26 protein-coding genes and 2 pseudogenes are annotated in these 25,531 nt (G+C 60.1%); 12 read left to right on the top strand and 16 right to left on the bottom strand.

Annotated elements, in window-relative coordinates; all coding sequences use genetic code 11:
• Window positions 1-11: 11 nt before the first annotated feature.
• From P0D84_RS27010 to P0D84_RS27030, 5 genes are all read right to left on the bottom strand, one after another.
• Window positions 12-1,019: a fatty acid desaturase gene (locus tag P0D84_RS27010; RefSeq protein ID WP_408341711.1), complete on the bottom strand. Its 1,008-nt coding sequence runs from the start codon at window positions 1,017-1,019 to the stop codon at window positions 12-14.
• 215 nt (window positions 1,020-1,234) lie between these two features.
• Window positions 1,235-2,011 (bottom strand): CDP-diacylglycerol diphosphatase, encoded by a 777-nt coding sequence (locus P0D84_RS27015; protein ID WP_408341712.1) that lies wholly within the window; start codon window positions 2,009-2,011, stop codon window positions 1,235-1,237.
• 169 nt (window positions 2,012-2,180) lie between these two features.
• Window positions 2,181-3,635 (bottom strand): indoleacetamide hydrolase, encoded by a 1,455-nt coding sequence (gene iaaH / locus P0D84_RS27020; protein ID WP_408341713.1) that lies wholly within the window; start codon window positions 3,633-3,635, stop codon window positions 2,181-2,183.
• Between the two features lie 192 nt (window positions 3,636-3,827).
• Window positions 3,828-4,043 carry a DUF6566 family protein gene (locus tag P0D84_RS27025; RefSeq protein ID WP_408341714.1) on the bottom strand — a complete coding sequence of 72 codons (216 nt, stop codon included), beginning with the start codon at window positions 4,041-4,043 and terminating at the stop codon, window positions 3,828-3,830.
• Window positions 4,044-4,404: 361 nt separating this feature from the next.
• On the bottom strand, window positions 4,405-5,064 hold the full coding sequence (locus P0D84_RS27030) for an NADPH-dependent FMN reductase (protein ID WP_408341715.1): 660 nt from the start codon (window positions 5,062-5,064) through the stop codon (window positions 4,405-4,407).
• A gap of 466 nt (window positions 5,065-5,530) precedes the next feature.
• Between P0D84_RS27030 and P0D84_RS27035 the strand changes: the two genes are divergently transcribed.
• Together P0D84_RS27035 and P0D84_RS27040 are read left to right on the top strand one after the other, a co-directional pair.
• Window positions 5,531-6,211 (top strand): J domain-containing protein, encoded by a 681-nt coding sequence (locus P0D84_RS27035; RefSeq protein WP_408341716.1) that lies wholly within the window; start codon window positions 5,531-5,533, stop codon window positions 6,209-6,211.
• Between the two features lie 300 nt (window positions 6,212-6,511).
• The gene (locus P0D84_RS27040; protein ID WP_408341717.1) at window positions 6,512-6,712 is read left to right on the top strand and encodes a hypothetical protein; all 201 of its coding nucleotides are present in this window, start codon (window positions 6,512-6,514) and stop codon (window positions 6,710-6,712) included.
• A gap of 210 nt (window positions 6,713-6,922) precedes the next feature.
• On the opposite strand, the gene P0D84_RS27045 is transcribed toward P0D84_RS27040, so the two are convergent.
• The gene (locus tag P0D84_RS27045) at window positions 6,923-8,227 is read right to left on the bottom strand and encodes an MFS transporter (RefSeq protein WP_408341718.1); all 1,305 of its coding nucleotides are present in this window, start codon (window positions 8,225-8,227) and stop codon (window positions 6,923-6,925) included.
• Window positions 8,228-8,495: 268 nt separating this feature from the next.
• Between P0D84_RS27045 and P0D84_RS27050 the strand changes: the two genes are divergently transcribed.
• Window positions 8,496-8,996, top strand: coding sequence for an arsenate-mycothiol transferase ArsC (locus P0D84_RS27050; protein WP_408341719.1), 501 nt, complete (start codon window positions 8,496-8,498; stop codon window positions 8,994-8,996).
• Between the two features lie 106 nt (window positions 8,997-9,102).
• Here the strand turns inward: P0D84_RS27050 and P0D84_RS27055 are convergent, their stop codons facing one another.
• On the bottom strand, window positions 9,103-9,429 hold the full coding sequence (locus P0D84_RS27055; RefSeq protein ID WP_179741007.1) for an H-NS histone family protein: 327 nt from the start codon (window positions 9,427-9,429) through the stop codon (window positions 9,103-9,105).
• 806 nt (window positions 9,430-10,235) lie between these two features.
• On the opposite strand from P0D84_RS27055, the gene P0D84_RS27060 reads away from it, so the two are divergent.
• Window positions 10,236-10,544: a hypothetical protein gene (locus P0D84_RS27060; RefSeq protein WP_408341720.1), complete on the top strand. Its 309-nt coding sequence runs from the start codon at window positions 10,236-10,238 to the stop codon at window positions 10,542-10,544.
• 418 nt (window positions 10,545-10,962) lie between these two features.
• Complete coding sequence (locus tag P0D84_RS27065; RefSeq protein ID WP_408341721.1) at window positions 10,963-12,210, top strand: MFS transporter; 1,248 nt, start codon at window positions 10,963-10,965, stop codon at window positions 12,208-12,210.
• A 30-nt stretch (window positions 12,211-12,240) separates the two neighbouring features.
• On the opposite strand, the gene P0D84_RS27070 is transcribed toward P0D84_RS27065, so the two are convergent.
• Entirely contained in the window at window positions 12,241-12,657 is a 417-nt protein-coding gene (locus P0D84_RS27070; RefSeq protein ID WP_408341722.1) for a DUF4279 domain-containing protein, read from the bottom strand.
• A 67-nt stretch (window positions 12,658-12,724) separates the two neighbouring features.
• Window positions 12,725-12,919 (bottom strand): hypothetical protein, encoded by a 195-nt coding sequence (locus tag P0D84_RS27075; protein WP_408341723.1) that lies wholly within the window; start codon window positions 12,917-12,919, stop codon window positions 12,725-12,727.
• 518 nt (window positions 12,920-13,437) lie between these two features.
• On the opposite strand from P0D84_RS27075, the pseudogene P0D84_RS27080 reads away from it, so the two are divergent.
• Window positions 13,438-13,482 (top strand): annotated as a pseudogene (locus P0D84_RS27080) (hypothetical protein); the annotation flags it as partial.
• On the opposite strand, the gene P0D84_RS27085 reads toward P0D84_RS27080, so the two are convergent.
• Complete coding sequence (locus P0D84_RS27085) at window positions 13,469-14,266, bottom strand: TetR/AcrR family transcriptional regulator (RefSeq protein ID WP_408341724.1); 798 nt, start codon at window positions 14,264-14,266, stop codon at window positions 13,469-13,471. The pseudogene P0D84_RS27080 and the gene P0D84_RS27085 overlap by 14 nt on opposite strands.
• Here P0D84_RS27085 and P0D84_RS27090 point away from each other — a divergent pair.
• Both P0D84_RS27090 and P0D84_RS27095 read left to right on the top strand, forming a co-directional pair.
• Window positions 14,205-14,786, top strand: a complete 582-nt coding sequence (locus tag P0D84_RS27090) for a hydrolase (RefSeq protein WP_408341725.1) — start codon at window positions 14,205-14,207, stop codon at window positions 14,784-14,786. The two genes, P0D84_RS27085 and P0D84_RS27090, sit on opposite strands and share 62 nt — an antisense overlap.
• Window positions 14,787-14,977: 191 nt before the next feature.
• A complete protein-coding gene (locus P0D84_RS27095) occupies window positions 14,978-16,174 on the top strand; it encodes an FUSC family protein (protein WP_408341726.1) in 1,197 nt (398 codons plus the stop codon).
• A gap of 542 nt (window positions 16,175-16,716) precedes the next feature.
• Here the strand turns inward: P0D84_RS27095 and nudC are convergent.
• From nudC to P0D84_RS27110, 3 genes are all read right to left on the bottom strand, one after another.
• Window positions 16,717-17,676 carry an NAD(+) diphosphatase gene (nudC, locus tag P0D84_RS27100; RefSeq protein WP_408341727.1) on the bottom strand — a complete coding sequence of 320 codons (960 nt, stop codon included), beginning with the start codon at window positions 17,674-17,676 and terminating at the stop codon, window positions 16,717-16,719.
• Window positions 17,677-18,193: 517 nt separating this feature from the next.
• On the bottom strand, window positions 18,194-19,060 hold the full coding sequence (locus P0D84_RS27105) for a transporter substrate-binding domain-containing protein (RefSeq protein ID WP_408341728.1): 867 nt from the start codon (window positions 19,058-19,060) through the stop codon (window positions 18,194-18,196).
• Window positions 19,061-19,173: 113 nt separating this feature from the next.
• Window positions 19,174-20,718 (bottom strand): HAL/PAL/TAL family ammonia-lyase, encoded by a 1,545-nt coding sequence (locus P0D84_RS27110; protein ID WP_408341729.1) that lies wholly within the window; start codon window positions 20,716-20,718, stop codon window positions 19,174-19,176.
• 155 nt (window positions 20,719-20,873) lie between these two features.
• Between P0D84_RS27110 and P0D84_RS27115 the strand changes: the two genes are divergently transcribed.
• The 3 genes from P0D84_RS27115 (at window position 20,874) to P0D84_RS27125 (ending at window position 22,582) form a co-directional block, all read left to right on the top strand.
• Window positions 20,874-21,776, top strand: a complete 903-nt coding sequence (locus P0D84_RS27115; RefSeq protein WP_408341730.1) for a LysR family transcriptional regulator ArgP — start codon at window positions 20,874-20,876, stop codon at window positions 21,774-21,776.
• A gap of 147 nt (window positions 21,777-21,923) precedes the next feature.
• Window positions 21,924-22,214 (top strand): hypothetical protein, encoded by a 291-nt coding sequence (locus tag P0D84_RS27120; protein WP_408341731.1) that lies wholly within the window; start codon window positions 21,924-21,926, stop codon window positions 22,212-22,214.
• Window positions 22,215-22,435: 221 nt separating this feature from the next.
• The gene (locus P0D84_RS27125) at window positions 22,436-22,582 is read left to right on the top strand and encodes a Tar ligand binding domain-containing protein (RefSeq protein ID WP_408341732.1); all 147 of its coding nucleotides are present in this window, start codon (window positions 22,436-22,438) and stop codon (window positions 22,580-22,582) included.
• A 94-nt stretch (window positions 22,583-22,676) separates the two neighbouring features.
• Here the strand turns inward: P0D84_RS27125 and P0D84_RS27130 are convergent, their stop codons facing one another.
• The 3 genes and pseudogenes from P0D84_RS27130 to P0D84_RS27140 all read right to left on the bottom strand — a co-directional run bounded on the left by P0D84_RS27130 (window position 22,677) and on the right by P0D84_RS27140 (window position 24,351).
• Window positions 22,677-23,312: a TQO small subunit DoxA domain-containing protein gene (locus P0D84_RS27130; RefSeq protein ID WP_408346028.1), complete on the bottom strand. Its 636-nt coding sequence runs from the start codon at window positions 23,310-23,312 to the stop codon at window positions 22,677-22,679.
• Window positions 23,292-23,770 (bottom strand): annotated as a pseudogene (locus P0D84_RS27135) (TQO small subunit DoxD); the annotation flags it as partial. The gene P0D84_RS27130 and the pseudogene P0D84_RS27135, both read right to left, overlap by 21 nt.
• Window positions 23,771-23,790: 20 nt before the next feature.
• The gene (locus P0D84_RS27140) at window positions 23,791-24,351 is read right to left on the bottom strand and encodes a DsrE family protein (protein WP_408341733.1); all 561 of its coding nucleotides are present in this window, start codon (window positions 24,349-24,351) and stop codon (window positions 23,791-23,793) included.
• Between the two features lie 554 nt (window positions 24,352-24,905).
• Here P0D84_RS27140 and P0D84_RS27145 point away from each other — a divergent pair.
• Complete coding sequence (locus P0D84_RS27145) at window positions 24,906-25,184, top strand: DUF4148 domain-containing protein (RefSeq protein ID WP_408341734.1); 279 nt, start codon at window positions 24,906-24,908, stop codon at window positions 25,182-25,184.
• Window positions 25,185-25,531 lie beyond the last annotated feature (347 nt).

Below are 25,531 nucleotides of genomic sequence, written 5' to 3' on the forward strand. Positions count from 1 at the left end.
CCGGATAACCATCATGAATTTACCGGCAATTTGCCTGCAAAATTGTCGGTAGCAGGCGGATTCTCCTGGATCGCGTCGGATGGATCCCCATAGACCGGATAGGCCACTGAAGCAAATGCGTAAAGCCTCAGCCATTCGCTGTAACCTTTTACCAGAAAGTCCCCCGAGCGTTCTATGTACTGCTGGCGAGACATTTCAAAGACCCGTCGAAGCGCGAACCACGGCACATGCGGCAAGTCATGGTGCACCAGATGGTAGTTATTGTTCAGGAACAGCAACCGCCAGAACCAGGCCGCCTCGTTGATGACGGTGCGATGCTCGTGAGCCTGTGCCGCCCGATGTTCCTGAAACGAGCGGATCGAGCCCAACGACAACGAGCCATAACCCGCGCCGACGATAAACACCCACGCAGGGATTCCGCAGGCGCGTTGAAGCCACACCGTCAGCGCGGCTAGCACGGCCAGATGCGCGAGCCATGTCGGCACGTCGCGCCAATCGCCGTGTTTGATTTTGTCGAGCGCGTCCGCGCCCGTTGCCGCAATGGCAAAAGCGGGTCCGACCAGCAAGCGGCCGACGAACGTATTGCGGAAGGTCAGCAGCGCGCGAATCGCGAAACCCGCACGTTGCCACACATGCTGGCTGACGAAATAACTTTCGGGATCGCGCTCAGGGCGCGTCAGATGCGGATCGTCGTGATGCTGCAGATGCGAATCACGATAGACGCCATATGGAAACCACACCGCGAGCGGCGCGAACCCGAGCAGTGCGTTGAAGAGCGGTGAGCGGGTCGGGTGACCGTGGAGCAATTCATGTTGCAGGGACATGTACCACGTGCCGAGCAACGCCAGCAGCACGGTGGTTAGCGGCAGGCCGAGCGCGCGCGCATGCGTCGCCACGCCGAACCATCCGCCGTAGATCGTGACGATCAGCAGCCACGTCGGCCATTGCGTGCGCCATGTCCAGCTTGCAGCCTGGCGGGCGAGTGCTTTGCGTTGCGGGTCGTCGAGGTAAATCGCCATCGGCTGGATCGGTCGGAATGCAGGTTTAGACCGATCCTACGGACCAATTCACGCGGCTAGAACCATTTTGTTCAGCAATGCATCTGCAAAAACGTGCATAGAGCGGAGGGACATATCGCTGTGCCTTGGCCGGCGCCCTGGTCGGTGTCAGTCAGCCGTCGCCGGGCGACAGGCAGGCCTTGCAAGGCACTCGTCAATTTTCCGCAGAGGAGTCGTCAACCACCGTCCGCCACCCGGCAGGCGTGATCGAGCAAACTTTCCGCCGTGCCGCTGCCGTTGTCTGCATCGAGGCCGCTATTCACGATGAGCCAGCCGTCCTTCTGCGCCGATGGCCCCGCGCCCGTCACGAGGATGGTTTGCATCGCCATTGCTGCGGCGTTCCTGTTGTCACGCGCGACGATGCGAAACGGATTGTTCGCCTGAGTGAGCGAGGTGACGCGCATGATCCGGTAGCGTTGGCCGTCGAGCGTGTCCCAATGCCACTCGCCTGGCGCGTCCTTCGCGTGACGCGCGAGGGCGTCGCTCACATTGCCGTGCAGGCAATCGATATGGATATGCAACTGGTTTTGCGAGCGGCGGTATTGCGAGTTGATTTCGAGGCCGAGTTGATTGTCGGGCAAGGACCGCTTGACGGACTTCTCGACATAAAGCCGCGACGCCCATGCATCGTCCCAGTAGTCCTGTGCGTGCGGCGCCAATATGAATGGGCTTTCTATCCCGGTGACGCGGTCGGTCGGAATCAGCAGATGCTGTGAGCGGCCGACGATATCCTTCAGGATCACGTAGCGTTTGTCGAGATCGACGGTCGTGCATTGGCCCGGTGTACCGGTGGCCTGTTGCGACGGCACGCAGCGCAGATCGACGATTTTCCAGAGCGCGTCTGGATCGACGGCGGCAAGGCGCGCGCAGGCGGTGGCGGTGAAGGCGACCGCCAGGGCGGCGGCGATGCGCAGAATGGTTAGCCGTTGGCGGATGGGTTTTCGCAGTGTCATCGGCAGGCGGATTGATACTTTTTTATTGGAGGTTTCAACAGCATTTGCAATGGCAACTTCAATGGCAACTTCGGCGGCGTATCGAAAACCGCTGCCACGGGTTTTCGTGCACTCGAAAACATCAGTCTGACAATCACCCGCGGCGAAACCAAAGGCATCTTTAAGGCCGTCAAAGCACAGGGGCCGGCAACGCACCGAGCACTTGTTCGACTGCGACGCCGATTGCCAGCAGCCGCCGGTCGTCGCCGAGCGGCCCGTCCAGCTCCAGGCCGACCGGCAAGCCGCTGGCGCTCATCCCCGCCGCCAGCGACAAACCCGGAATGCCGGACGTGCTGGCCGGATCCGTATTGCGCAGGAACGCGTCCATCGTATCGATCGACGCGGCGCCATCGATCGATACCGTCGACGAGCCGTTCAGGTCGTCGATCGGCACCGCGACGAGACGCGTGGTCGGGAACAGCAGCGCGTCGAGCCGTTCATCGGCGAAAGTCGCCGCGACATACTGCTGCAAGCGCGGCCGCCATTGCTTCAGCGCCGCGTCGTAATGGGCGCCGAGCACGTCGGCGAGCACGCCGTCGTAGATCGCGCGCACGTCCGGGCTGGCGATACGGGCCGCCAGTTCGGCGACGGTCCTGACGGGCGCATCGTTGGCGACGAGCCAGGCGAGCACGTCCTCGCGCGGCTCATGAATCGCGAGCGGCCCGCTTACCTGGCCGTTCAGGGTTTCCAGCTCGCTCATCGCGACGGGCACGAAGGTGACGCCCGCTGCTTCGAGCCGGCGCAAGGCGGCGCGCGCGACGTCTTCCACCTGCCTTTCGAGTCCTTCCCAGAGCGGTGCGGGTAAGCCGATACGCAAGCCGCTCAGCGTGAGCGCGGGCAGCGGACCCGCGCCGGTGATCACGCCGTCGAGCAAGGCAATATCGGCGACCGTGCGCGCCATCGGACCTACCGTGTCGCGTGTGTGGCTGATCGGCACGACAGCATTCGGGTCGTGATAGCGCCGCTCGGCGCCGCCGTTGCCCACCGACGGACGAAACCCCACGGTGCCCGTCAACGCGGCCGGGATGCGGGTGGAGCCGCCGGTGTCGGTGCCGAGACCGGCGGGCACGATGCGCGCGGCGATCGCCACGGCGGTGCCCCCCGACGAGCCGCCGGGGATCAGCGAGGGGTCGTACGGATTGCGCACCGGCCCGGCGTGCACGGCCAGGTTCGTGCTGGTGATGCCGAACGCCAGCTCGTGCATGTTGGCTTTGCCGAGCACGACCGCGCCGGCGTCGAGCAGCCGTTGTACCGAGGGCGCGCTTGTCTTCGGCACGAAGCCCTCGAGAGCGGGCGTGCCCGCCGAGGTTTGCAAGCCGGCCGTATTGATGTTGTCCTTTACCACGATGGGCAAACCGGCGAGCGGTAAGCGTGCTTTCGCTTCGGGCGGTAACGCGTCGATGCGCTGCGCGGCGGCGAGCGCGCCGTCGAGATCGAGCGTGGTGAGCGCATTGAGGCTCGAGAGAGCTGCGGCGCGCGCCAGCAGCGTGGCCATATAGTCGGCGGCCTTGAGACGCCCCGACTGGATTGCGGCGACCGCCTCCGTGGCGGTTAGTGCCAACTGTTCATCGACGGTCCATGTCATTGCCGGCGTCTCCTCGAACGGAAGTGTCGCCTATTCTGGCACAGCCGCTTAAAAATCGACGTCAGGTGAGGAAAGATGGCCTACGGTTGCAGGGGTGCCCGTCGCCGCTGCGCAGGGCAACCGGTTGGGTGGGTTGTGCGCGGCTGACCGGCGCGAGCGGCCGCCAAAGTGCTTCGGGCGGCCCTGTTGCCGTTACTGCCGGTTGTCGATCCACATGCGTCCCCAGCGGAACGCATAGGCAAGCGCGTGCTCTTCGTCGAAGAAGTAGTCTAGCGCGTCGAACGAGTAGGCCTGGCCCGGGCTTGTGGTGGTTTTCTCGATGGTCAGGTTGGCGGCGAACAGGCCGTTGGGCAGCCGTTGCGCAGCCGGTGCGACTTCGTAACCTTTGTAGCGGATATTTGAATTCATGATCGTGGCAGTAAGTGTGCCCGCGTGTGTTGCCAGGAGCCGGCACGCGGGACGCAACCCTGTGCGTCAGGCAACCGGTGGTGAGCGGGCAGATCAAGCGTAAGCCGCGCCGCGCAGCGGGTGAACCAATCTTTCGTCGTAAGCAAATCAGCGAAGTTCGGGAACGGTCTTCAGGAGGCCTGGTCGGAGCATAGTCGCTGGATGTGACAACACTATCCAGCCTTGTCGACGGATGGTCTGTTATGTGGCGCACGGTTTGGAGCGGGGCGGCGCGGCCGCGTCGACGAAAACGGCGGGTAAGGAAGGTTGTGGAGCGTTCGTGGACCGCAAGCCGCGGTCCACGATGTCGTGCGGTTCGCGCTTACACGGCGTGCAGCAGGCGGGCAGGTTGTGCTTCCTTGACTGCGGGGGCGAGCGGCGCGGCGCTCGGCGTGCGATGCGCGTTGAACGCCAGGGCGAATTGGGCGGCCTGCTGGCCGACCGTGGCGAGCTGATCGACCACCTTGGCGTCGGAACAGGTGTCGACGGTGTCGAAACGCGTTTCCAGCGTATTGATCCCGGCGCCGAATGGCGTAGGCCAGCCGCGCAGCGCGTGAACGATCGAGCGCAGCGATGTCAGCACCGAGCCCGCAGCCTGCCAGCCATAAGCGGTAACGATACAGCCGACTGCGCGGCCATCCAGATACGGGCGCTCGTCGGCGCGCAGTTCTTCGAGCGTGTCGAGCGCGTTCTTGACGAGGCCCGAGACGCCGCCGTGATAGCCGGGCGTCGCGATGATCAGCGCGTCCGCGTGGCGCACGGCTTCGATCAGTTCGAGCTGTTCGGCAGTGCGTTGCGGGTTTTCCGGCGCGTAGTGGGGCAGGCTATGCAGGAAGGTCCCGCCGAACAGGCGGGTCTCCGCGCCCGCGGCTTGCGCGCCGCGCAACGCAAAGCCGAGCGCGCGCTCGGTCGACGACGCCGCGCGTGTCGTGCCGCCGATGCCGATAACGAGCGGCCGGCGGAGATGATCGAAACTGGTCAACGAAATGCTCCTTCGGTAGCGGCTCACGGGACGCTGGCGCGGGGCTGCGCGCAGACGCACCGGGGCGAACCGGACTTTGAAGTGTCATCTTAATGACCGCCGCGACCCCGGCGAAGCGACTTTTTGTTCTAACGATATAACCGCGCGGGGTTATCGGCGCCCCAACGGGCTGTCTGGCGGCGGTTTCGAAGCAGATCCCCGGCCCTGTGCAATGCAGTTGAAGCCACGCGGGATAAGCATATGGCGAACCATTGTTTGGGGGCGCGATGACGCGCGGCTATGATTGAGCTGTCTCCTCCATGACATCTCCTTGACATGGGACTCGGCCTCGCTACGCCAGTGGTGAGGCTTTTTTTGGGTCTTTGTCCGGTCTTTCAGTCGCCTCAGCGCTTGCCGCTTCACGATAAAGCCGTTTTTTGCATGCTACGATGGTCCGCCAGTGATTCCCGGCGAGGTCGAGCAAGCGATGGCAACCCTATATGACACGCTCGGTGTGCACGCGCACGCCACGGACGAAGAAATCAAGCGGGCCTATCGCAAGGCCGCGATGAAATGGCATCCGGACCGTAACAGCGGCGCCGAAGAAGTGGCGCGCGCCACCTTCCAGGAAATCAAGGACGCGTACGCGATTCTCTCCGACGCCGCGCAGCGCAAAGTGTACGACGCGGTCTATAGCGAGCAGATGCGCGGCTGGGAAGCGCAGCGGACGCGTCAGCAAAAAGCGCAAGCCGAACGCGAGGCGGCGGCGCGTGCCGCGGACCAAGCGGCCTATGCCGAGATGGTGTCGCTCGCCATGCGTTTCTCCGATGAGGGCCACAATCGCGATGTGTTATTCGGCGTGCTGCTGGGACGTCGATGCGAGGCGCGGCGGGCCGCGCAGATCGCCGACAGTGTGTCGGCATTGCAGGCGTCGCGGCGCGAGGCCGAGAAGGCGGAGGCTGCCGCCGAGGCGGTGGCGAAAGCGGCGGACGTGCCTGACGTTTCAGCCAGCACGGAGGCAGCTACGGTCAACGGCGATACCGCCAATCGTGGCACACCAGGTAACCACGGCAACCCGGGCAAGCGCGAAGAAAATGCCAGTGATGCTCATCCTGCCGGCGTATTGAGTGGTCTCTGGTTTCAGTTCCTGAATGGCTTGCGGTTTTGATGAGATGGTTTTGGCCGTTAGACCCGAGACGTAGACCGAATTGATATGGAGCGCGGCCTTTAGCGTTCCAATATCCGCTTCTAGAATCAAAGACATGTCCGTGACATGTGTCGTTCTATTGCCGAATGAAGAGCGGCGGTTCCTCATTGCCACGCATGCGGGTGGCGGACTCATCGGTATGCCGGGCACAAGGTGGCACGCGTGCCCGCTGCTCATCTCCCTGTCGCTGGCTCGACTTCCTTCGCGAAAGACCCGCTTCGCTCGACCTCCATGTTGCAGATCCCGAGAGGCACGACGGCCATGATTACCTTTATTTTTGTCGTTGCAGCGGCGGCGTTCATCCCCTACGTCGCGGCGCCTGGCATCGTGAACGGGGTCAAGGCGATCAGCGCACAGCCCGCGGCGATGCTGTTCGAAACTTCACCGGCGGCGTCTGATGGCGCAAGTGACGCCGCAAATCGGATCGTGTCTGAACGGCGCGAAAGTGGGGCTTCTGTCTGAAGGGATGCCGCCACGAGAGAAGCGGCGGCATTAGAGCGGTATTGACGCGGCACGCAGGCGGCACACAGGCGGCCACTCAGAGGCGGCCACTCAGAGGTGGCACTCAGGCGGCACGGCAAACGGCACTCAGGCGTGCGGCATCCAGGCGGCACATCCAGGCGACACATCCAGGCGACACATCCAGGCGGCACTGAGGCCGCCTCCAGGCGCTTACTTGCCGACCTTCTCGCGCGGTTGGAAAAAGGCGAGACATGCGCCGGCGAAGAGCGCGGCTGCAATCACATACATGCCCGCATTGGTGCTGTTCGTGACGTCCTTCATCCACCCGACGACGGTCGGGCTGACGAACCCCGCCAGATTGCCAACCGAGTTGATCAGACCGATGCCGGCGGCGGCCGCGGTGCCGCCGAGCATCGCGCCAGGCCACGCCCAGAAAACGGGCATCGTGGCGAGCACGCCCGCCGTGCCGACTGAAAGCGCGATCATCGCAAGGACGACGTTCGAACTGAAAACAGTAGCGGCCAGCAGTCCCAGGCTCGCCATCAGACCCGCGGCAGCGAAATGCCAGCGTCGCTCGCGCAAGCGGTCGGCGCTGCGGGCAATCAATAGCATGGCGACGATCGCACACCCATAAGGGATCGCAGTGAGCATGCCGACGTTCAAGGCATCCTTCACGCCCGCGGTCTTGATGAGCGTTGGCAGATAAAAGCTCACGCCGTAGAGACCCATCATGCAGCAGAAGTAAATCCCGGCCATGAACCACACCCGGCCGTTGCTCAACACACTCGACAACGATGCGTGCAGCTTGCCGGCGCCATCTTCCGCGACGCGTTGTTCGAGCAATGTCTTTTCTTCTTCGGTCAACCATTTTGCCGAGCGGATTCCGTTAGGCAGGTACTTCAGCGTGAGGACACCGAGCGCGATCGAAGGAATGCCTTCCAGCACGAAAAGCCACTGCCAGTTCGCGAGACCATGCACGCCATTGAATGCTTGCATGATCCAGCCTGACAACGGACCGCCGAGCACGCCGGCGACAGGAATCCCCATCATGAACAGCGCGTTGACGCGGCTACGACGCGCACCCGGATACCAGTACGTGAGGTACAGCACAATGCCTGGGAAGAAGCCGGCCTCGGCGATACCGAGCAGGAATCGCAACGCGTAGAACTGGGTTGGCGTGGTCACGAACAAGGTGGCGGCTGAGATGAGCGCCCACGTGATCATGATGCGGCTGATCCACACCCGTGCGCCAAAACGGTGCATCAGAACATTGCTGGGCACTTCGAAAAAGAAATAGCCGATGAAGAAAATACCCGCGCCCAGTCCGTAAACCGTGTCGCTGAAGTGCAGGTCGTTGAGCATTTGCAGCTTCGCAAAACCGACGTTGACGCGGTCGAGATAGGCCGCGACGTAGCAGAGAAACAAAAACGGCAAGAGGCGCCAGGTGACTTTGGCGTAAGCGAGGGACTCCAGTTTGTCCCGGTCGGCGGCAGGGTTCAGCGTTGTAGCGTTCATGTGTCTCTAGTTGCTGTGGGATTTTTCAATGCACGCCTGCGGTTACCGCGGAGGTCGCCTGACGGGCGCGCGGCTGCCAGCATACTGAAAGATGCGACTTTGCGCTGCTACACTTCGTCGCAAATGCCACCCGCGATACCCGCGAATTGACCGTCCTGGTACAAATTCTCGTAGCGCAGCAATTTAGGTCATCGTAGTGTCACGAGAGCGCAAGACTGGACCAGCAGACTGCGTAGAGAGATAAAAAAAACATAAGGACGGGGTGAGCGTGAGCAGAAAATACAAGGTGCTGTTTCTCTGTCGCGAGAATTCGGCACGCAGCATCATGGCCGAAGCTTTACTGCGCGAACTGGCAGGCCACCGGTTCGACGCATTCAGCGCGGGGCCGGAGCCCGCCGCGCGCGTTCATCCCATTGCGATCGCGCAATTGCGGCCGGGCGTTTCAGATCTCGGCGTGCTCAGTCCGAAAAGCTGGCTGGAATTCACAGGCGAATGGGCGCCGCGAATGGATCTCGTCATTGCCATGGACGCGAGTGTCGCCGGGCATCGTGCGCCGCTCTTTCCGGGTGAACCTTCAATGTGTCTCTGGACGTTTGCCGATCCGCTCGCCGATGAAATGCCCGAGCCGGAACGAGTCCGTTTGTTCGAAAAGGTCTTCTGGCAAATCGTGCGGCAGCTCAGCACATTCATTGAACTGCCGCAGTACGCGGTGGCGCGAGACGCTGCCGCGAGCATCGGATCGCCGGCTTGTGCTGGCCACGCGCAGTGAATATCCGCCCGCGCTTTGACAGCGTCGACGAACGTGCCGACCTCCTGTTGCCGTCAGGAAAGTGCGGTTATATGTCTTCGCGCTGGCGCTTCAACAGCCTGACGGTTTAGCGATTGTTCGGGCGCGCGAGCGGGCTGCCGGCGAACGGGTCGTTTAACCAATCCACCTGCTTTCTCGGCTGCGGAGCGGGGGCTGGCGCGGCCGTTAATTCGAAATGGTCAATTGATTGACCTGCACTGATTGCCTGTTTAAGCCATTGGGGCATTTCGCCCTGGCCGTCCCAGCTATCTCCCGTTGCGCTGCGGTAGCGCTCAGCCTTTTGCCCCTTCGGTTCGGCCGCCAGCACCGCGGCGAGGTCTTCTGGTTTGATACCAAACTCTTCCATGCGGTGGCGGAGATACGCAATCATGCTATCTCGCTTCCTTTCGTCCATAAGATATTCGTCCTTCTAAAGCGTCCGGCGTTCTGTCAATTACAGATTGCGAGGGGAACCCGCGAAAGCATTGAGCCCAAGTGAATGGAGTCCGCTCGCGGTAAAGTTATTGATCGAAGGAAATCCCAGTGGCAACGCCAAAAACGGTGTTCCATAAATGCGTTGTTGCATATACCTGACCACGCCGCCTATACGGCTGGCCGTGCCGATCGGTATCAATCGCTACCAATCGGTGACAATCAGTGAATATTCAAGCACTCCGCCGCGCGGCAAGGTACGGCTGGATAAGCCTGATAGCCGCTATGGAAAAGACGGTGATGACGATGCACTGATCGCGAATGGCCTGTCTCATGCCCACGCTCCGTCTCTCGCCGGTGCCTCGCGCGGGCTGATTGTGTGTGTTATTCCAGCATCATAGCGCACTGTTCGGGTAAAGCATGCGCTGACCCCACTGATTTTGTTGTCGAATGCCCCTGAATGTCCCCAATAGGGCTCCCGCCGACGCCGCTAACCCAGTCCGCATCGCCGGGATTGAAATCCCGGGCGGCCGACCTATAACGAAACAGCGGAGCGACAATCCGCGTTTCCAGCCTGGTGGCGACCGGTTCCGGCAAGCCATGCGCGGCCGCCCGACATCGGTTTCAGGTCTGGCAACTATTTACTCGTTTAGTTCGGTGACTCGCGGCAGCAGTCCCGCATAGGCATTCGCCCGTCCGTCAGTTCGATTTGGTGACGTGGCGTTTTTCGCGGATCGATTCTTTTTGAGGGGGATGAGCGCTGCTGCGCCGGATTCGAGGAGTCTGGACATGAAACTACGTTTATTGATGGCGCTGGCAAGCATCGCGCTCTTTCTGGCGCCGAACCCAGCCGGCGCGCTGGATGGTCCGCAGGACGAAGCTGTGCCGAGCCGGGCGTTCATGCAGAACGCGAACGAATCAGCACAGGCCACCACCGACATGTCGTTTGGTGAAACCGGGCGGGCCATGATGCCCGGTGCGCAAGCGGTGCAGAACGTCTCTTATGGCGGTGTTGCCGCCGGCACGGAGGAAGCGGGAGGCCGGCAGGAGCGGCCATGCTCTTCCGGGCCGCAATGCAGGATCTATTTTGGTCAATGACAGACCGGCAGTTCAGGAGGCGGTGAGGGAGCAGCACGTACCGCCTCCAGCACTTCGATACGCGAACCAACCCTGTCTCCACGCGCGCCGCATGATCGAAACGATGCGCGAACCAATCATGTGGTCCGCCCGCGCCGCGTGATCTGAACGACGCGCGAAATAACCGTGTCATCCGCGCCCGCCATACTGATAGAAATACCCCCACGCCCAACTGCGATTTTACGGAGTGGCCAGCGGGCGATTTAATACGATGTTATGGTGTGTTCCGTTCAGGTCTCCACCCACCGGTTTTCGGGCGCAAATCACAAGCAGGCAAATATCGCCTGCTTTTTTAATCGTGGTGCGCTGCCCGTGAATTGATTAGCTCGGTGCGACTGCTCCAATCCCACCCGTTGTTTAGTGACTCGCAAAAAATACTATGTTGATGGAAAATAATCTGCCGGCGGGCGCTGCCTCGCCGGACGATAGCGCCTCGTCGTCTCTGCGTTCCTGGCTCGCTGTCGGAGCCGTGGCAATCGGTGCGTTCGCATTCGTGACCACGGAGTTTTTACCCGTTGGACTGCTGCCGCGTGTAGCCGCCGATCTGGACGTGCTGCCCGGCACCGCAGGATTGATGGTGACTGTGCCGGGTGTGATTGCCGCCATCTCCGCGCCTGGTTCGATGCTGGTGGCCGGACGGATGGATCGCCGGCGTGTGTTTCTGCTGCTCACAGCATTGTTGCTGGCGTCGAATCTGATCTCGGCCCTCGCGCCCAATTTTCTGCTCCTGCTGCTCGGGCGCGCGTTGCTCGGCGCGGCGCTGGGCGGATTCTGGACTCTGGCGACGGCGGCATCGGGGCGCCTCGTGCAGCCGAAAGATTCGGCCAAAGCCATGGCGACCATCCTGACCGGCGTGACCTGCGCAACGGTAATCGGTGTGCCGCTCGGTACTTTCATCGCGAGCTTCGCGTCGTGGCGTGCTTCGTTCATGGCCACCAGCGTACTTGTCGCGATCGCGCTCGTGGCCCAGTTCGTCTTCGTGCCGTCGTTGCCGTCAAACGCCGCATTGCGGATGCGCGATCTGGTGTCATTGATGCGCCGCCCGCATCCGCGTAGAAGCATGCTGATGGTGGCGCTCGTATTCGGCGCGCATTTCTCCTCGTACACGTACATCACGCCGTTCCTGCTGCGCAACGCGAATTTCACCATGTCGACGATTACGTGGCTATTGCTTGGCTTCGGCATTATTGGCTTCGTGTCGAACTTCGCCGTTTCATCGACAGTGGCTCGTAACCTGAAAACGTCCGTGGCCGTGATGGTTTCCCTGCTCATGTTCGCGCTGCTGGCGATGCCGCTGTTGCAGCATTCGTCGATCGGTGTTGCGGCGCTCGTCCTCGCGTGGGGTGTTTCGTTCGGGGCGCTGCCGCTCTGTTTCAGCGTCTGGATTCAACGCGCTGCGCCGGATTCGCCGGAAGCGGGTTCGGCGCTGTTTGTCAGCATCATCCAGGTGGCGATCGCGTTGGGTTCGCTCATTGGCGGCGTGGTGGTCGACCACGTTGGCATTTCCGCCGACTTTCTTTTCGGCAGCGGTTTGGCGCTGCTGGGGCTCGCAGCGCTCGCGAGTTTTGGGCGCAGCGAGCAGGGGGTGGTGGACGAGGCGATTGTGGGTCCGGTGTGTAGTGATTAAAGCTGTCAACCAAAACACGAAAGTAACCCGCTACCGATATTCGTCGATCTCTATGATGCCGCCGAGAGACTCCATCATTGCGCGGATATCGTCGGGTACATCGGGTACACGGTCGCCTGTGTAATTGGCCCAGTAGCAAAAGGAGCGGATTCGCGCGGCCTGTTTGTTCAGTAAGTCGCGAAGGTCGGCGCGAGGCAGCTCAAGGTACTCGACGAGATACCGCAAATGGGGTGTGAGGAGGTCGTTCCGAACAGCGGATTTGCTGCGCACGCCCCACACGCTGGTCCGTCCGGGCATGCGGCTGGTTCGGCCAGATGGGGTGATGAACGGCTCGCCTTTGACAATCGCCGTGTCAGGTTTAACGCCGAAATAGTTAGTCCAGAACTCGGGTATTACCTGATCTCCTGCAATTGAAAATGATGCATGTGCAAGTTGATGTGATTCCATATCGACCTTTGGTAATTGTGCATGTTGCCGATATCTTGCCGTCGAATTCGATATCGCCGTTGTCGTGCTAGATGACGTTATCGTCTCCGCCCAGGTCAAGACCATCTTTCATCGTGTGGATCATGTCGCCAAAAGTCTTACGCTCGTACCCAAGCATTTTCGCGGCGTAGTTGGGGTTTCTCGTGCTAGCCGCCAGTTCCTCTATGTCGCCGCTGACGTCCGCCTCGCGGTATTCGAATGGTTGCGCATCGCCGAGTGGCATAGCGTGCGGCCGCTAATTCACCAGATACCGAGCGGGTACTGCCGGCCATAAAAAGCCCTTCGAATTGCGTTCACGAACGTCCGGATGTGAGGGGCAGATCTGCCGTTGGACCCGGGTCTTGCCAACCGGCTAATGCCAGAGCGGCGCTCTGTTGCGCAGAAAAACATCAATGGTATGGCTCATGGTGCGGAGCCTGAAAATTGACTACATGGCACACAAGCGCGAACCGTTTCAGGCAGTGTGCAAACGTCACACCGCTATCGCCCCTTCGGGCCACATCGGCCAGTTGCGCTTGAGAACCTGATAGCGCGCGCGGCGATTATCTGGGCGATGCCGCGAACGGCGCGTGGCAGGATCTGCCGGACGTTTTTTCGGAGTTCGGACGCATGCATGCACCGTCTGTCGCGGCGGTATCCAATGGCAATGTCGTTAGTCCGCCGCCCGTGGCCGTAATCCGTGACGACGTACAACGCGCTCTGGAATAACACGGCGGTAACCGCGCCGCGGCGAGCCGTGCGCTCGGGATTGGACGTACCACGCTTTGGAGACTTATGAAGACGTGAGGGTATCCAGGTTCGCACGCTGGATCGCGTCCTGCAGGTAATGACGCATAAGGCCCTCCAGTTCGTCCATGACAGCTTTACGACTGGCTATGGAGGCATCGCCATTAACCGCGACGGCCGCCTTCATGATCTGCTGGATCACGGCGGCACGGACGGCGATCTCTGCCGGTGCCAGATGCGGCGCCACTTCAGCCAGCACGGATTCGATCTCTCTACGCAGACTTTCGCGGATGCTCATGGTGCGCGGCAGAGCGTAACTGTAGGTCTCGACCAGGACCGCAAACGCCGGATGGGTCGCGCGGAACTTCACGAACGTTCTCGTCAACCGGCTCGCAAGCAGCGATACGTCCAGAGACGGCGCAGCCTCGCGCAGCTCGTGGAACGTCTCTGCGAGTACGTTCAGATAGCTTTCGAGCAACGCACCCGCGATCCGGTCCTTGGTGGGAAAAAATTGATACAGCGAGCCAATCGATGCGCCCGCGCGGGAGGCAATCGCCGTCATGGTTGCTGCGTCGTATCCCTTGTCTGCGAATTCGGTACCCGCTGCCTCCAGCAGCGCTGCGACCCGTGCGTGACCGCGTGCACGCTGTGGGGCTTTCGCTTGCCCGCTTTCGGCACGCAATGTTGCGTTTGACTTTTGTGAGGACATGCTCATAAAATAGAAATGTGAGACGAGCCTCACAATACACCTTTGGCTCACTAACTTCAACGGAAGGCAAAAGATGCTGCAGAAACTTGACTCCAAAACTACGGCACTCGTTCTGATCGACCTCCAACAGGGCATCCTTGGTTTTGGGAAGGCCCCTCGCAGCGCCGAGTCCGTGCTGACGACCTCAGCGAAGCTCGCGAAGCGCTTTCGGGAACTCAGTGCGCCAGTCGTGCTGGTGCGCGTAGGCTGGAGCGACGATTTCGGCGACGGGCTGAAGCAACCCGTCGACCAGCCCGCGGCGCTTCCTGCCGCCGGACTTCCGTCGGCGTGGTGGGATTTCCCCGAAGCGCTCGAAGCCGCCGAGCATGACCTCAAGATCACGAAGCGGCAGTGGAACGCATTTCACGGCACGGAACTCGATCTGCAATTGCGCCGCCGTGGCATCAAGACCATTGTGCTCGGCGGAATTTCGACGAATATCGGTGTGGAGTCGACGGCACGAGCTGCCTATGAACTTGGCTACACACTCGTGCTCGCCGAGGATGCGATGAGTTGCGCCACGGCTGAGCATCATCACGCGTCGGTTAATTACATTTTTCCGAGACTCGGCCTGGTGCGTCAGTCCGGGGACGTGATCCAGGCACTCGCGGACTGACACTGGTCCACGAAAGGGGCATGAGGGCCCGAATGCGCAGCCGCTGACAGGCCGGAAAGTGCGTCGGTCGGTACGCCTTTCACCTGGAACGACCGATCGGATCGAGTCAACTCGCGGATTTGCACATCGACCTGTCCGCACACGCGAGAGGGCAGCAGCAGAGTACGAAGATTCAGTGCAGGAGTTCCGGGATGGCCAAATCAAGGTCCGACGAACAATCAGTTATCCGTATAACCGACGCTTCGCCGACGCAAAAAAGTCGTTACGAGGTTGTCGGGTCGGCCGTGTCGCGCATCGGGGCTGCTATCGATAGCAAGGCGCTTGTTCGCACGTTGACGGCCCTTTTCCCGTTAATCGTCCTCGCGCTGGTTTCCGGTCAGACAAAGTGGTTGCTCGTTTCGCTGGTGACGGTGTCGACCGCTATCGCAGTGGATCGCTCGCATCTCGCTCCGCTCGGGGTTATTTCCCACGGGATAACCATCGCAGCGGGCTTCCTGGTATTGATGGCCTCGCTTGCATATCCACCACTGTTTGTCGTAGCCACTGCCCTAATGGCAATGGGGTCGATTTTGGTGACCGCACGGGGAAGCGAGTTGCGCTCACTCGGTAGCTATACGTTCATTCCGGTGCTTTACCTCGCCTGCGAGAGCGCCGAAGGAGTGAGGCAATCGGCACTCATTCATCGCGGGTTCGAGCTTCTTCCCTTCGTATTGACTGCTTTCTTGCCGGTTCTGCTGATTTCCTCGATCAATCATTACCGCGAACGCCGTCCAGAGGTTTCATATTTAGCGCACTATGCGAAATGGTCGAAGCGTTCTGAGCGTGGCGATCGTGCTCCGTACGTCGAGGCGATGATCGCAATAGCACTCGCCGTAGGCCTCGCAGCAGCGCTCGTGGAGTGGAGGCATATGGAGCGCGGACAATGGATGATCTGGTCAGCGGCGAGCGTGGTGACGGGCAGTGCGGCGAGCGCCCGAGTCAAGTTCCGGAATCGTATCGCGGGGGCCATCGTAGGCGTGCCGGCCGGTATCTTCGTCGGGTTGCTGGTCCCCCACGACTATTTCGTGCGAGACCTGGTTATCCTCGCTGCGTTGCTGACACTCGTCTGTATTCGGCCCTACGTTATGGCATTCGGCACGCGTTGCGCCTGCGCCGCGATGGCATTCGTGGTTGCCGGGCAGTCGTGGACTTTCGCTAGCGAGCGTCTGATCAACGTGGTGGCCGGCAGTGCGACCGGTCTCTTGATTACGCTGGCTGTGCACGTTATCGCGAGACGCATCGAATGCTCGCGCAAACCTGTCATCATTTTGATGATCGGCAAGATTCCGGTCGCCCCTGTTGACGGGTCCGATGTTGCGTCGCGCGCGGAAGCGAACGGCCGTTGTTGAACCGTCCTGAGACATTGGAGCATCCTTGCCGAGGGGCCGAAGTGGGTCGAAAGCATGCATTGGGAGCAGTCTAAGTTTGGTTGGACCTATCCGGACTCTCGACGACGGCGCGCGCACACCTCCGACGAAGTTGAAGCTCGTCACAGCCAGCGTGATCGCGAGGCCGGGTGCGGTCAACGACCGTCGGAAGGTAAGGCGGTGGTCGGACGGCGAACTGTGCATACATAACTCTGGCATATCCGGGCGAGTAAACGGGGCGTCGATACGATGTTGCGTCCGCCCTACGCCGAGCGACTGCACAACCGAGTATCTGACGTTACAGCGAACAGACGAGGGACCGCTGTACTCGAAAACTCGCCGATCACTTGGCACGACGAGCGTCCGTTGCACTTTGGAAGCGGTCACGAAGGTGTGAGGAATTCAACGGCAGTTCTGGGTCGTCGCGCCTCATTCGAATCGGGCTGACGGGATAAGCTTAGGGGGCGGCGAGAATCGGTCCCAGGTGATTCCGTGCAATTGCCAGCGCTTCTTTTGCGGGACGCTCAGCCGAGCAATACCGCGCCACCCTTCTCGACGTACGCCTGCAGCAAATGATGGGCAATGGCGAACGGCTTGGGCGTCGACAGCCCGTCCGCATACGTTCCCGCGAGCATCGCCGCAACCTCCTGGCGTGAGAACCAGCGGGCGTCTTCGAGTTCGTCTGTATCGACGACGATGTCGGTATCGCTCGCCTGCGCAAAGCAGCCGATCATCAGCGATGAAGGAAACGGCCACGGCTGCGACGCGAAGTAGACAACCTGTGCACACTTCACGCGAGCCTCCTCCATCACTTCGCGACGCACGGCGTCTTCCGCGGTCTCGCCCGGTTCAACGAAACCAGCAAGCGCCGAGTACATTCCAGGGGCGAAATGGTGCTGGCGTCCGAGCAGACACCGTTCGCCGTCTATCACCAGCATGATCACGACTGGATCCACCCGCGGGAAATGGCGTGCGCCGCAAACATCGCAGATGCGTTGCCAGCCGGCCATCGTGACGCGGCTTGCGGAGCCGCAGTTTGCGCAGAAGGAGTGGCGCCGATGCCAGTCGAGCATCGACTTCGCCTCGGCCAGTATTCCGAGCGCTCCCGCAGCGACGAGGTCTTGCAGCGCGAGCGAGCGGAGGTCGATGCGGTCATAGCCGGTGCCAGGCGATGGGTCCTCTGGCGCAAGGTTGAGCGCGAATCCGAGCGCGAAGCGTCCGCTGCCGTCGGTGTCTTCCCCGAGGAAGACGCTATGAAGCGGCTGGCCGAAGGCAGCGGTCTCGCTGGCGACGAACCACGGGTCATACTCGCTGCCTCGCTTGAGCAAGGGGACGTCGCCGTCGAAGACGAGAAAGCGCGCGGCCGGGTCGCTGCGTAGATGCTCGAAGAAGGCGTGGTCGTCCCGCTTGTCGGAGCGGCGGTCGAGCGGGTTGAAGTTAAAGCCGATGGACGCGGAAAGGGCGGTAATCACGGTCGTTGACATATGGGCGAGAGGATCCGCAAGTATGGCACGGGGTTCAGTCCCGTCGCTCGCCGCGGTTCAGTCGGCGTCGACACGAAGGACGCCAGCCGGCCAGAAGGCGTCCTCGACCGCATCGACGCTCGGACATTCAGACGTCGCTTCCGCACGAGGAAGCGGCCAGTCGACTCGCAATCCTGAACGCCGCTTGATCGGTGACTGCGGGCATCCGCAACTTGTCGTGTTGCGCGCTCAGCGAAGAACTGCTTCCGAACGAGGCTCGGGACCGCAAGTCGTCGACCCGTTCCCAGCACTCGACCAGGCGCCACCTGATCGGCATGCTTTAGAGCGCATCGATTATTCATTCTTTCGAGTCGCTCGCCGGTGATTGTTTAGCGGCCTCTCTGAGAGATTCGTTGCTTGACCCACTTGTCCCTTGGTCTCATGCGGGGAGAGTTTTGGCGAACTCGCCGCTCGCCACCTGCGAGCCGAGAAACAGCGGCGGTGTAACCGCCGCGTCAAAAGGTGACGATGCAATACTTTAGGGCGCTACGTCGACCTTAAACCATTTCTCAGAAAGGCTCTTGACCGTACCGTCCGCGAGTGCGGCGGCAATGCCGGCGTCGAATTTTGCTTTCAGATCAGAATCCGCCGTGCGGAAGCCAAGCCCTTCGCCAGGCCCCCAGATCGATCCGCCAATCTTCGGACCCGTAAATCCAAGCGACTTGTTGTCCGCCTTGGCGAGCGCCGAAACAAAATACGTGGCGTCGTCGAACGCAACGTCGATGCGACCGGCGACCAGGTCGAGGTCATGTTCAGGTGCGGTCTTGTACGCGCGAATCGTCGCGATGTCCTTGAAGTTATCGTATACAAACCCGGTATAAATAGTCCCGGACTGGATCCCGATCGTTTTACCTTTCAGATATTTTCGCAACTCGTCAACGGTCTGCTTGTCGGTCTTATTGTCGCCGGTGAGTTTCACGAGTGCGCCTTGGCCAACCGGCTTGGGCAAGATTTTCGAGTCAACCGACACGAACGCAGCTGGCGTTGACGCATAGGGTCGCGAGAACGCAATAACCTTCTGTCGCTCCGGCGTGATCGACAGTGCGTCCATCAACACGTCGAACTTGCCGGCACGCAGACCCGGAATCAGGCCGTCGAAGTCCTGCGTGACGAATTTGCATTCGATCTTGATGCGCGCGCAAATGTTCCGTATCAGCTGTGGTTCGAATCCATCGAGTTGACCGTCGGAACGGGTCAGGTTCCACGGTTCATACGAACCCTCAGTGGCAATCGTTACGCTCTTCCAGTCCTTCGCTTCGACCGTTGTAGAGAAAAGCGGTGAGACGGCGATCAGCAAGCTTGCAGACAGCAAGCCGAACGCGTTGCAGGTGTGTTTCATAACCATGTTCCCGTTGAGTGTTGAACGTCGCGGAAAAGCAGCGCCTCGCAGTACCCCATTCCGTGACGTAAGAAAGATGCGGCCATCCGGCAGATCGTCTATGGCTGGCACACGGACCATCAGAGGACAATGCCCGCAGCTTCGGATGCAACGGCCACGATCTCACCGCTGGTCACCTTCCGGTTGATGAACTCGATGTCTGGCTGGAAGAACCGATCCTCTGCAAAGAACTGGACTTCAGGGCGGATCAACTGGTGAACCGCTCGCGTCGAAAGTGACGCTCGTTGCACGCCATGGAAGTCAATGGCCTGTAATGCGGCCATCAGTTCGATGGCGATTACATAGCTGAGTTTGTTGGAAATCCGGTAGGCCTTAACTGCGGCGCCATAAGCAAAGCTGACCGGATCTTCCTGATTCGCGCAGGTTGAAACAGAGTCAACGCTCGCCGGGTGGGACAAAATCTTCATTTCACCCAGCAGGCCGGCTGCAGTGTATTGCGCGATCATGAAGCCACTATTGAGGCCCGGGTTGTCGACGAGGAATGCAGGGAGCTCACTGAAGTGCGAGTTCATCATCCGGTCGCACCTTCGCTCAGAAATCTTCGCGAGATTGGTCATTGCGATGCAGAGTGAGTCGCATGCGATGCCAACATACGTTCCATCGAAGTTGGCGCCGGAGATTGCAATGCCATCTTCTTCCAATGGATACACAACCGGGTTGTCGCCGCACGATGCCAGTTCGTTCAGAATGCTTGTCTGCGCGTCAAAAATCGTTTTCTTGCTTGCCCCGTGAACCTGAGGGACCGCGCGGAGACTGTACGTATCCTGGAGCCGGTAATCGATATTGGCCTTCGCGATGTCACTGCTTTCCAGGAGCGCGCTGATCACACGCGCGGTTTGCGCCTGCTCCGGATGGGCCTTGACCGCGTGATATCGCGCATCGAATGCTCGAACGGTTCCCCGTAGGGCTTCCAGGGATATCGAGGCAGTGACGTCTGCAACCCTCGATGCCTCCATGGCGTTGAAAAGGGACAACGTCGCGATCCCGGTAACAGAAGTTGTTCCATTGATGAGAGCCAGGCCCTCCTTACATTCCAGCTCCAATGGCTTGAGGCGGCGGCTTTCGAGCGCTTCCGCTCCACTCACCAGTTTGTCGTCGACGTACGCCTTCCCTTCGCCGATCAGCACCAATGCAAGGTGAGCCTCAGGAGCCAGATACCCGACAGATCCTTCTCCGGGTGCGTATGGGATGATGCCATTGTTCAACAGAGCCGCGATCTGTTCGAGAAGCTCAAGTCTGACGCCGGAAAACCCTTTGCCGAGACTGTTCAGAATGGCCAGCTGGATTGCGCGGACCAACTCAGGCTCGAGCGGAGCACCCACCGAAACGGCGTGCGAACGGATGATGTTTCTCTGCAATGTTCGCGCTTCCGCTGGTGACACCACTCGCGTGACGTTGTCTCCGAAACCTGTCGTTACCCCGTACACGCGTCTGTTCTCGCTGAGAAATGTCTCCACCCGGGCGCGCGATTCGTGAACGCGTTTCCTGTATGCATCGGAAAACACGACGGCTGCGTTGTAACGGGCGACGGCAACAAATTCGGCGACGGAAAGGTTCTGTTCCCCGAGTACTACCTCGCGAATTAACTTCGGATGCTTGTGCATAACATGGCTCATGGTGGGTCAACGGTCCAAACGATGTTGCAGTGAAGGTGAGCGGTGTCAGCCGCGTCAACTCACCGTCGAAAGTGCCATTGAAGTTTGAGCGCGCAGGTAGAATAAATAAAATGAAATTATCGAATCGTCCATAAAGGAAATTTATGCTCGACTATGCACTGCTGGAGGCCTTGCGGACTGTCATCCGATGCGGTTCATTTGACCGCGCGGCGAAGGAATTGAACCTGACGCAGCCCGCAATCTCCCATCGCATCAAGCTGCTTGAAGAACGGATTGGAACTGTTCTTGTGCAGCGAGGGCAGCCGTGCATTCCAACCTTGGCTGGGGCTGCTTTATGCGGCCATGCTGAACGCGTTCAGTGGCTGGAAGCGGAGTTGCGACAACAGCTGCCGATCATTGCAGGTGTCGTTGCAGCGACTCGGCCAGTTCTGCGTATTGCCGTAAATGAAGACAGTCTCGCCACGTGGTTCGTCGACGTGATCGGTTCATTTTGCAAGGAGCGGGGAGCGCTGCTCGACCTTGTCGTCGAAGACCAGGATCACACGGTTGAGACGCTGCGAAGCGGAGGTGTGCAAGGGGCAATTACCACGATGGCCGAGCCTGTGCAGGGATGCCGGTCGGTCGAGCTTGGGCGCATGCTTTACGTTGCCGCCTGTTCGCCGGATTTCTTTGAAACCCACTTCCGGGGCGGCGCGAATCGGAATTCGCTAGGAGACGCTCCCTGTCTCTCGTACTACAGGAATGACGCGCTTCAGTATCGATTTCTGAAACGCGTCACAGGGGTCGAACTCAGGCCGCCCATGCATTGGATACCTAATGTGGCGGGCTATCTACGAATGTGCGAAGCCGGTTTGGGATGGGGCATGTTTCCCCTGCCGATGGTCGACGAATGCATAAAGACGGGGCGGCTGATCGAAGTGATGCCGGGCGAACGCCTCGATTCGGTTCTCTACTGGCAAAGCTGGCGACTGTCGGTTCCGCTGCTCGACGATCTGCTCGCGGAAATCAAGTTAAAGACTCGTGCACATCTCGTTACGGGCGATTGACAGAAGTCCGCTCATGGTCAACGGTGAGGATAAGGACCGGGCAGATCATATGCATAGGGCGTTGCACGCCCGAATGGTCGACCTCTTGACGAATCCAGACGGATGGCCAGAATGGCCGGGAGCTCGCTGGCCAAGATGGCTGCTCGAATGCTGTCAACCGCTGCAAGAGGCGAACTTCAGGACGTCTCGGCGTACGATGCCTTGCGTGCCGAGCTGCGCAGCATGCTCGACAACGTCAACGACACGCTTGAAGATCACGAGAAACTCGCCTTCGCCGTGGTCGTCGCGGATACCTGGACGTCCGACAATGGCTTGCTCACGCCAACCATGAAGATCAGGCGCGGCGCGATCAAGGATCGTTATCTGCCGATGGCCCAGGCGTGGACTGAACTCGGACAACACGTCATATTCGAAGCGCAGGCCGTCGAGACGCAATGATCCGTTAGCAAAGAGGGTATCCCCTATGGCGGATACCCGATATTTCCGGTTTGATCGCGCGCGCCGATCCGAGCACACGGGACGGATCGAGGCCCTCGAAACGGCTCAAGTTCAAATCTCCCCCTTCATATTTCCGCTCAATTTCGGTAAAGCCCAGTGACCACACGTGCTTTCCCGGCGCGACATTTTTCCCGTTCCACTTGTTGTGCCTTGAGGCATCTATGTTCTCGAACATTTCGATCCGCGCCCGTCTTGCCTTTGCGATGGGCTTCCTCGGCCTGCTCATGACGGTTGGCGCCGTGCTCGGCGTGACTGGCATTGCCTTGAGCAATGCGCACCGTTTCCACACAATTCTCGCCATGGCCTGACCATACTCCGCAACTGTGATGGATACAGTTGGCTGGGGTTCCACCAAAGACATCGTCAGCACGGGCTTTACCTGAAAATTCAGTGCCAAATTGCTCAAGAAATACTTTGGAGCTGGGCCGTAAACGACCGTCCATCCACGTCGGTCAGCCTCAAAGTGACGCGCGTCCCAGGCGACACATTGCTGTGAGGAACAGGGGGCAAAGTGATCGTTGCGGCTGCACCCATCGACGCACGAATGCCGTATGGGCCTGCGGCAAACTGGTTATAGGCGAAATCATTGGAGAACGCGCCCTTAGGCAACTTCGACAGAACGGAAGCATCCCAGTGCTCGATGACCGTCCGGTCCGGGCCCAGCAATGCCGCTTCGACGACATGCACCGGCGCTTCGGGTGTGCCCGCGTCCAGATACACGTGGAATCTGACTTGACCGTCCGCCAGCAATTTTCCGTCTCGCATCGTCAGGTGGTGAACGGTCGGGCTAACCGGACCGCTGTGAAAGGGCGTCACCACCGAACCGCGGAAGTAACTGTAGGTGCCAATGTTGTACGCCGCGACAAAGACGAACAACGCCAACGCGAGAGTGCGAAACGCACGATCGCTCTGCGGTAGCGGCAGACTGCCGCCCATCCATTGAAACCAGGTCTTGCCGGAAAGAGCCGGCCTGATACGAAGCAGCACGTTGTCTATCGAATACGCGCTGCCGCCAGCCAGCAACAAGGTCGTGCCCATTGCGAGATTGCAGGCGGCCATGGTCCACTCATCGATGCAGGTCGCCCCTGCCAGCCGAACAGTGCCATCAGCACCACAGACAGCAACATGGAAACGAGCGCCCCCAGACGCGTGAGCAGCCCAACCATCAACATGAGCCCGAACACCAGCTCTACCGCGCTGAACACTATTACGCCCACGTAAAGCAGGTAGAAATGCTGGAGCATGAATGCGATCAGATGATCGAGCCCGAACAGTGCACCTGGCATCGCCGTCTGAAACTTGTAGGCCATCCAGTGCGGTGCGTGCGGATCCAGTTTGCCTGGCCCATAAATGAAGCGTCGTGAGCCACCGCCCCAATAGATGAACCCTTGTATGAAGCGTGTGACAGTCAGAGCGACACCGGCCAGTCGCCAGCTTCGAAGTGCGTCGTCACGTCGGGTGTCGACAGTCGTCGATTCCAATGGGAGCGTAGCCATATTGATGTATTCGCAGATTACTAGAGCGGCATAAACGCGTAACCCGCTTGCTGCAGGGTGGTCACGGTGGTCAGCGCGGACAGCGACAGCGTCACTCTGGGGTCGATCCAGTTGTACTCGAAGTGGTGTTCTGCCATCGCCTGGCCACACACTGCGATTGTGATGCCGTCCTTCTTCAGTGCATCAATCAACGGCAGATTGGGATTGGGCACACCGAATTGCGCGCGATAGTGCGCATCGTCGAGCACCAGTGACGTGGCCGAACCGGAAGCGACCGCGACGAATTTAAGCTTGCTCAACGGCACGCCCGACGCCACGTAGAGATTCACCGCGCGTGCCACGTGATCGAGCGCCGGGCTCACCTGATCGGGATTTTTGGCCCCCTGCGTCAGAGAGAAGACCACCTTATACGTGTGCCCCGGCTGAGGCTTGAACGCGCCGTTCGGCAGAAAGTGCATCTTGCCGTAGTCGTGAACGGTTGGCGTGGTCCAGAAGCCGGGCGAATCCATCGTGCCTGCGTGAGCGGATAGTGAAGCAGCAGCAAGGGCGGCGGTAGCAACGAAAGTTTTGACTTTGGACATGGCTGGTTGCGGGTTCAATTAGGTCGGAGTCCGCTTTAAGGATACCTGTTGGTCGTTACCGAAAAGCTGACGAACACATGAGGAATTTGTAATGAATTTTTTCACTTTGGCGGTTTTCCGCGAAGTGCTGGAATGAGCATTCAGTTCGCGATCTGGCACTGCTCAACACCGCAATCCATCGAGATCATCCTCACCGCATAGCTAATCACACGCTCAATCCCTCTTCGGCATCTGACGATGTAGCGGGCATCGATTCACCGCGCGACCACCCGTCCAATTCAATTTTTCGATGGGCATCCAGTCGCAGTGGACGTGGAACACGAAATGATCGCTATACAGCGTAGAAGGGTGGAATTCGCAGAACGGCCTTAGAGAGATGAAGGTTGTTTTAGACGACGTCGTGCATGCAGACGGGAAAATCGCCAGAAGGCCGGATGACTTTTATTTCACGTTCGGATGGCCGGGGCGTTAACGCGCTGCTCGTATTGTTGGTTCAGGCGAGACGTACTCATCGCCACCAATTCGCAATGCGATCCACCGTCTGGAGAGGCTTTATGAAAAGGCAACTGATCTTCTTTATCACCGCGTCCACGATCGTCATGTCGTCGGGTACTGTGTTCGCGCAGACGCAACCGGCCACGTCTGAGCAACCATCATTGCCTGCCAATACCGGCATGACACTGCAGTCGGTTGCGAGCCAGGGAACAGCATGGGTCTCGCCGGATGACAACCGGCAGGGAAAGACCCGCGCACAAGTCGAGCAGGAGCTGATTCAGGCTCAGCAGGACGGCCAGCTCGCCTATCTGAACAAGACAGTCTATGCACATCACTGATGCGTGATGGGCAACGGGTGTTCTGCCCGTTGCCCGCACTCCGTTGCGCAACCCGGCCTGGGCCACCGCGCAAGGGCGGTCTTCGCGAGGCGGACGATCTTCAGCATCGGGCAAGGAGCACGATCGCGCCGTCAAACAGCGGATGCTTTCCGGTGTACCAGCACGGATCGACTTCGACCATGTGACGATGCCGGCGCGACACCTCGGGGCGCATCCGCGCGCGCAACAGCTCAAGGTGTTCGATCAACGCGTCGAGGTCGGATACGTCGAGCAGCGCGGCGCTGCGGCTGCCGGAAAGCGATCACCGTTGTCAAGCGATTTTGTTTTCTCCATCGCGCAGTCTTCCG

The organism is Paraburkholderia sp. RL17-337-BIB-A (assembly GCF_046025895.1).
Lineage (GTDB): Bacteria > Pseudomonadota > Gammaproteobacteria > Burkholderiales > Burkholderiaceae > Paraburkholderia > Paraburkholderia fungorum_C.